Source organism: Streptococcus sp. 3167, assembly GCF_013277175.1.
Taxonomy (GTDB): Bacteria; Bacillota; Bacilli; order Lactobacillales; family Streptococcaceae; genus Streptococcus; species Streptococcus pseudopneumoniae.
Map to the genome: position 1 here is coordinate 36387 of NZ_VMML01000010.1, position 2215 is coordinate 38601.

Annotated in this window: 1 pseudogene; it reads right to left on the reverse strand. The window is 40.3% G+C overall.

Going from position 1 to position 2215, the window contains the following annotated elements:
• Window positions 1-2204: pseudogene (locus tag HT678_RS11865) on the reverse strand (cell wall-binding protein); the annotation flags it as partial.
• Window positions 2205-2215: the final 11 nt, after the last annotated feature.

Consider the following 2215-nt stretch of genomic DNA (forward strand, 5'->3'; position numbering starts at 1 on the left):
TATTGAGGTAGTACCATGAGCCATTGTCTAGCAACCATCCTGTGGCCATTGAACCATCAGTATTGTAGAAGTACCACATTCCATTTTCTTTTTTCCAACCTCTCGTCATAGAACTATTACTGTTGAGGTAGTAGAATGAAGAGTTGCCGAATAAGAAACCTGTACCCATTGAATCTTCCGCTGGTTTAGATTCTGACGGTTGCTCTGGAGTTGCCATTGAATCTTCCGCTGGTTTAGCTGGTTCCTGATCAGCTTTTTCTGCTTTTTCAAGCTCTTCAACTTTTGCTTTTGCTTTTTCAGCCTCAGCTTTAGCCTTCTCTAGTTCAGCTTCTGCAGCTGTTTGAGCTTGTTCAGCTTCAGCTTTTGAATTTTCAGCTGCTCTTGCTTCATTATTTTCTTTTTCAGCCTTAGCAGTCGCATCATCAGCTGTTTTCTTCGACTCTGCTGCTTTTTGCTCTAACTCCGCAATTCTAGCATCTGCTTCTTCTTGAGGTTGAGCTGGAGTTTCTTCTTCCGTTTTAGCTGGTTCCTTAGCTTTTGCTTCCTTTACTTCTTCAAGGGTCTTATTGAAGTCATCAACACGAGAATTAATATCTTCTGCGTAAGATCCGACAAGGGCATCCGCCTGGTTAAATTCAGCTTCTGCTGCTGCACGAGCTGCTTCCGCTTCTTTGAGTTTTCTTTGTTGTTCCTCCAGAGCTTTAGCTTTTTGCTCAAGGTCGGCTTTGGCTTTATTAGCTTGCTTGGTTAGAGAGTCAATTTCATCTCCCAATTGATCCGCCTTGTCTTGCAGTTTTTCTGACTCTGGGCGTGCTTTATATGCTTCTTCGGCTTGCATAACTTTTTGTTGTTTCTCCTGAGGAAGAGAGTCTCTTGAACCATAGACAACATCAGAGTTATCTATAACAGGAGATTTGTTTTCATCTTCCTCTGTTGGCAAGTCTTTCAAAACATCGGTAGCCTTGATAGCACCACTTTCAATCGCTTTTAGTAAATCTTCCTTACCGATTGCCGCTTTAGCTGCTTGAATAGCCGCTTCCTTATCAGTAATACTGTTATCTTTCCTAATTTTATCTTCTGCAGCCTTTTCAAGCTTTGTAAACGCAGCTTCAAGAGCAGCTTTGGCTTGATCTTCTTCTTTTTGTTTCGGACTCTTCATTTCTTCTATCTTCTTAAGAGTCTTGTTGAATTCTTCAGTACGAGAATTAATATCTTCTGCATAAGATCTCAGAACTTCATAACTCTCTTCAAATTCAGCCTGCTCTTTTTGATATTCTTCTGAATTTTTGTCTTTGCTTTGAAGTTCTTTAGCTTTTTTATCAAGGTCAGCTTTAAGTTTATTGGCTTGATCGGTTAAAGAGTCAATCTGATCTTCCAATTGATCCGCCTTGTCTTGCAGTTTTTCTGACTCTGGGCGTGCTTTATATGCTTCTTCGGCTTGCATAACTTTTTGTTGTTTCTCCTGAGGAAGAGAGCCTCTTGAACCATAGACAACATCAGAGTTATCTATAACAGGAGATTTGTTTTCATCTTCCTCTGTTGGCAAGTCTTTCAAAACATCGGTAGCCTTGATAGCACCACTTTCAATTGCGTCTAGTAAATCTTCCTTACCGATTGCCGCCTTGGCTGCTTGAATAGCTGCTGCTTTATCCTTAATCTTATCGTTAGCATTAATTTCATCTTCTGCAGCCTTCTCAAATTGCGTCAAGACAGCTTCAAGATCATATTTCGCTTTCGCTTCTGGGTCTTTGTCTCTCTCTTCCTTTGCTTTTTTTAGAGTTTCATTGAAGTCGTCAACACGAGTATTAATATCATCTTTATAAGACTCAGCCAGTGCTGCAGCCTTTTCAAATTCAGCTTGTGCCGCTTCATGAGCTGCTTTCGCTTCTTCTAGCTTTTTCTCCTCTTCTACCAGAGTTGCAGCTTTTTTCTCAGCTTCGGCTTTGGCCTTATTAGCTTGCTTGGTTAGAGAGTCAATTTCATCCCCCAATTGATCCGCCTTGTCTTGCANNCTTGATTTTAGCTTTTATCTCTTCAGGAAGAGAAGAGTCTTTGCTAGTAATAACTGAATTTTCATCTTCCTTTGTTGGTAATTCCTTCACAACATCACTAGCCTTGATCTGACCATTTTCAATCGCTTTCAGTAAATCTTCTTTACCGATTCTCTCTTTTGCTTTTTTAATAGCTGCTTCCTTGTCAGTAATACTGTTATCTT